Genomic DNA, 2665 nt, shown 5'->3' with positions numbered 1-2665 from the left:
GATGCTCTTGCCGTCAGCGCCGAGGCATCGGCATGAGCTTGGTCGAGCCTGTTTTGCAGGGTCTCGTCGATTCCCTGAACGCCGCTTACGGACTGTGTCTGGATGACGACCGGCTTGAGGAGTGGCCCGAGTTTTTCGTCGACGATTGCCTCTACCAGGTGATCGCCCGCGAAAATGTCGACAACGGGCTGCCGGCCGCGGTGATGTATTGCGACAGCAAGGGCATGCTCGTCGATCGGGTGGTGGCGCTGCGCCGCGCCAACGTTTTCCCGGAGCATTTCAGTCGTCACCTGATTTCGCGAGCGGTCTTGACCGGGATCGACGGGGATACCGTGTCGGCCGAAGCAAGCTATGCCTTGCTGCAGACGCGCAACGACGGTGAGACCCGCATCTACAACGCCGGGAAATATGTCGACCGTCTGCTAATCAAGGACGGCGTAGCCAAGCTGGTGAGCCGAATGTGCGTCTATGACACCCACAGAATCGCGACGCTGCTGGCGACCCCAATCTGACTGCCGAACATCGTCTGGCGTCGAAAAGAAATCTAGAGGAGAAATACCATGAAACTGTTCATCAGCCCCGGCGCATGTTCCCTCGCCCCGCACATTGCCCTGCGCGAAACCGGTGCCGATTTCGAAGCCGTCAAGGTCGATCTGGCCGTGCGCAAGACCGAGGCGGGCGAGGATTTCCTCACCGTCAACCCGTCCGGCAAGGTCCCGGCCCTCACCCTGGACAGCGGCGAGACCCTGACTGAGAACCCCGCCATCCTGCTGTACATAGCCGACCAGAACCCCGCGTCTGGCCTGGCGCCGGCCGAAGGCAGCCTCGATCGTTACCGACTGCTGAGCCGTCTCAGCTTCCTCGGTTCCGAATTCCACAAGGCATTCGTGCCGTTGTTCGCCCCCGGCACTTCCGACGAAGCGAAGGCGGCGGCCGCGGAATCGGTCAAGAACCACCTCGCCGCGCTCGATAAGGAATTGGCCGGGCGGGACCACTATGCTGGCAATGCTTTCAGTGTTGCCGACATCTACCTGTTCGTGATGCTGGGTTGGCCAGCCTATGTCGGTATCGACATGGCCGCCTACCCCTCGCTCGGCGCCTATGCCGGCAAGATCGCGCAGCGTGCCGCCGTGGGTGCCGCGCTCAAGGCCGAAGGCTTGGCGTGAGCCGGACAGTCCGACTTCCGGCATTATGCGATGGAGCTGAATCATTCTCCATTTGCAAATGCGTTCTATTTAGTGCAATAGTAACGAGAAATTGGATGGACGCGAAAGCTGTGTGCATGACCTCGCGCGAACACAGGCAATGCTAGCGTCAAAAAACAGTTGAATATCGATTGGGAGAGCCATGACTGCCGTAGCCAACGACATCGCACGCCCGGAGATTGGCAAGTCCATCACGGTTGATGGCAGCGTCACGAATTATCACGATTTGGGCGATGGCGCACCGGTCCTGCTGATCCACGGATCGGGACCCGGGGTGACTGCCTGGGCCAATTGGCGGCTCAACATGCCCGAGCTCGCGAAGCGCTTCCGCGTCATCGCGCCCGACATGTTCGGGTTTGGCTATTCGGCTTCGAAGGGCCGGATCGAAGATAAGCGGGTTTGGGTCGATCAGGTCGCATCGCTACTCGATAGCCTCGGGATCGACAAGGTCTCGATGGTCGGCAATTCCTTCGGCGGCGGCATAACCCTGGCGTTCATGATCGCGCATCCCGATCGGGTCGAAAGGGCGGTGCTGATGGGGCCGGCAGGGCTCGATTTCCCGATCACGCCTGCGCTCGACCTGGTCTGGGGCTACCAGCCTTCGCTGGAGGAAATGCGCGCCTCGCTCAAGTACCTTGCCTGGGATCACAGCCGGCTAACCGAAGACCTGGTCCAGTCGCGCTACGAAGCGAGTGCGCGTCCGGAAGCGCACGAGCCGTATCACGCGACGTTCGGCGGGGCTGACCGGCAGCGCAACATCGCGATGCTGGCTAGCCGCGAGGAAGACGTGGCGGCACTTAAACACGAAACGCTCATCCTGCATGGCCTGTTCGACCAGGTGATTCCGCTGGAGTCCACCGTTCGCCTGGCCAGCCTGTTGCCGCGCGCCGACCTGCACGTGTTCGCGGAATGCGGCCACTGGGTTCAGATCGAACGGATGGCGAGCTTCAACCGCATGGTCACTGAATTTCTAGAGAACGGCCTCAAGGCCTGAAGGGACAAGGAGAACTGAAATGGCACTGACCGGTGTACTTCGCCCTGGCTATGTCCAGTTGCGCGTCCTCGATCTGGATGAAGCGATCCAGCACTATCGTGACCGTATCGGCCTCAACCTGGTGAGCGTCGAGGGAGGCAGGGCTTTCTTCCAGGCCTTCGACGAGTTCGATCGCCACAGCATCATTTTGCGCGAAGCCAATTCTGCCGGGCTCGACCGGATGGCCTTCAAGGTCGCCAGGGATGCCGATCTCGACCACTTTGCCGAACGGCTGCTCGACATCGGGGTTCATGTCGACGTGATTGCGGCCGGAGAGGATCCTGGTGTTGGCCGCAAGATCCGCTTCAATACGCCAACCTCCCACGTGTTCGATCTCTATGCCGAGATGGAGCTGTCCGGGAGCGGTCCGGCCGTGCGCAAACCGGACGTCTGGATCGCCGAACCGCGCGGTATGCGCGCGACCAGG

4 protein-coding genes are annotated in these 2665 nt (G+C 61.2%); all 4 read left to right on the top strand.

Features of this window, described 5'->3' with window-relative positions:
- Positions 1-32: 32 nt before the first annotated feature.
- A complete protein-coding gene (locus VMR39_RS20995) occupies positions 33-512 on the top strand; it encodes an aromatic-ring-hydroxylating dioxygenase subunit beta (RefSeq protein ID WP_130030101.1) in 480 nt (159 codons plus the stop codon).
- Between the two features lie 48 nt (positions 513-560).
- The gene (gene gstA / locus VMR39_RS20990; RefSeq protein WP_325418731.1) at positions 561-1166 is read left to right on the top strand and encodes a glutathione transferase GstA; all 606 of its coding nucleotides are present in this window, start codon (positions 561-563) and stop codon (positions 1164-1166) included.
- Between the two features lie 181 nt (positions 1167-1347).
- On the top strand, positions 1348-2199 hold the full coding sequence (locus VMR39_RS20985) for an alpha/beta fold hydrolase (RefSeq protein WP_188083140.1): 852 nt from the start codon (positions 1348-1350) through the stop codon (positions 2197-2199).
- A 19-nt stretch (positions 2200-2218) separates the two neighbouring features.
- Positions 2219-2665, top strand: a 447-nt coding sequence (locus VMR39_RS20980; protein WP_325418726.1) for a VOC family protein, incomplete at its 3' end; no start/stop codon positions are given.

Origin of the sequence: Sphingobium sp. (assembly GCF_035511395.1) — a bacterium.
Lineage (GTDB): Bacteria > Pseudomonadota > Alphaproteobacteria > Sphingomonadales > Sphingomonadaceae > Sphingobium.
This window is presented reverse-complemented; position numbering and strand designations above follow the sequence as displayed.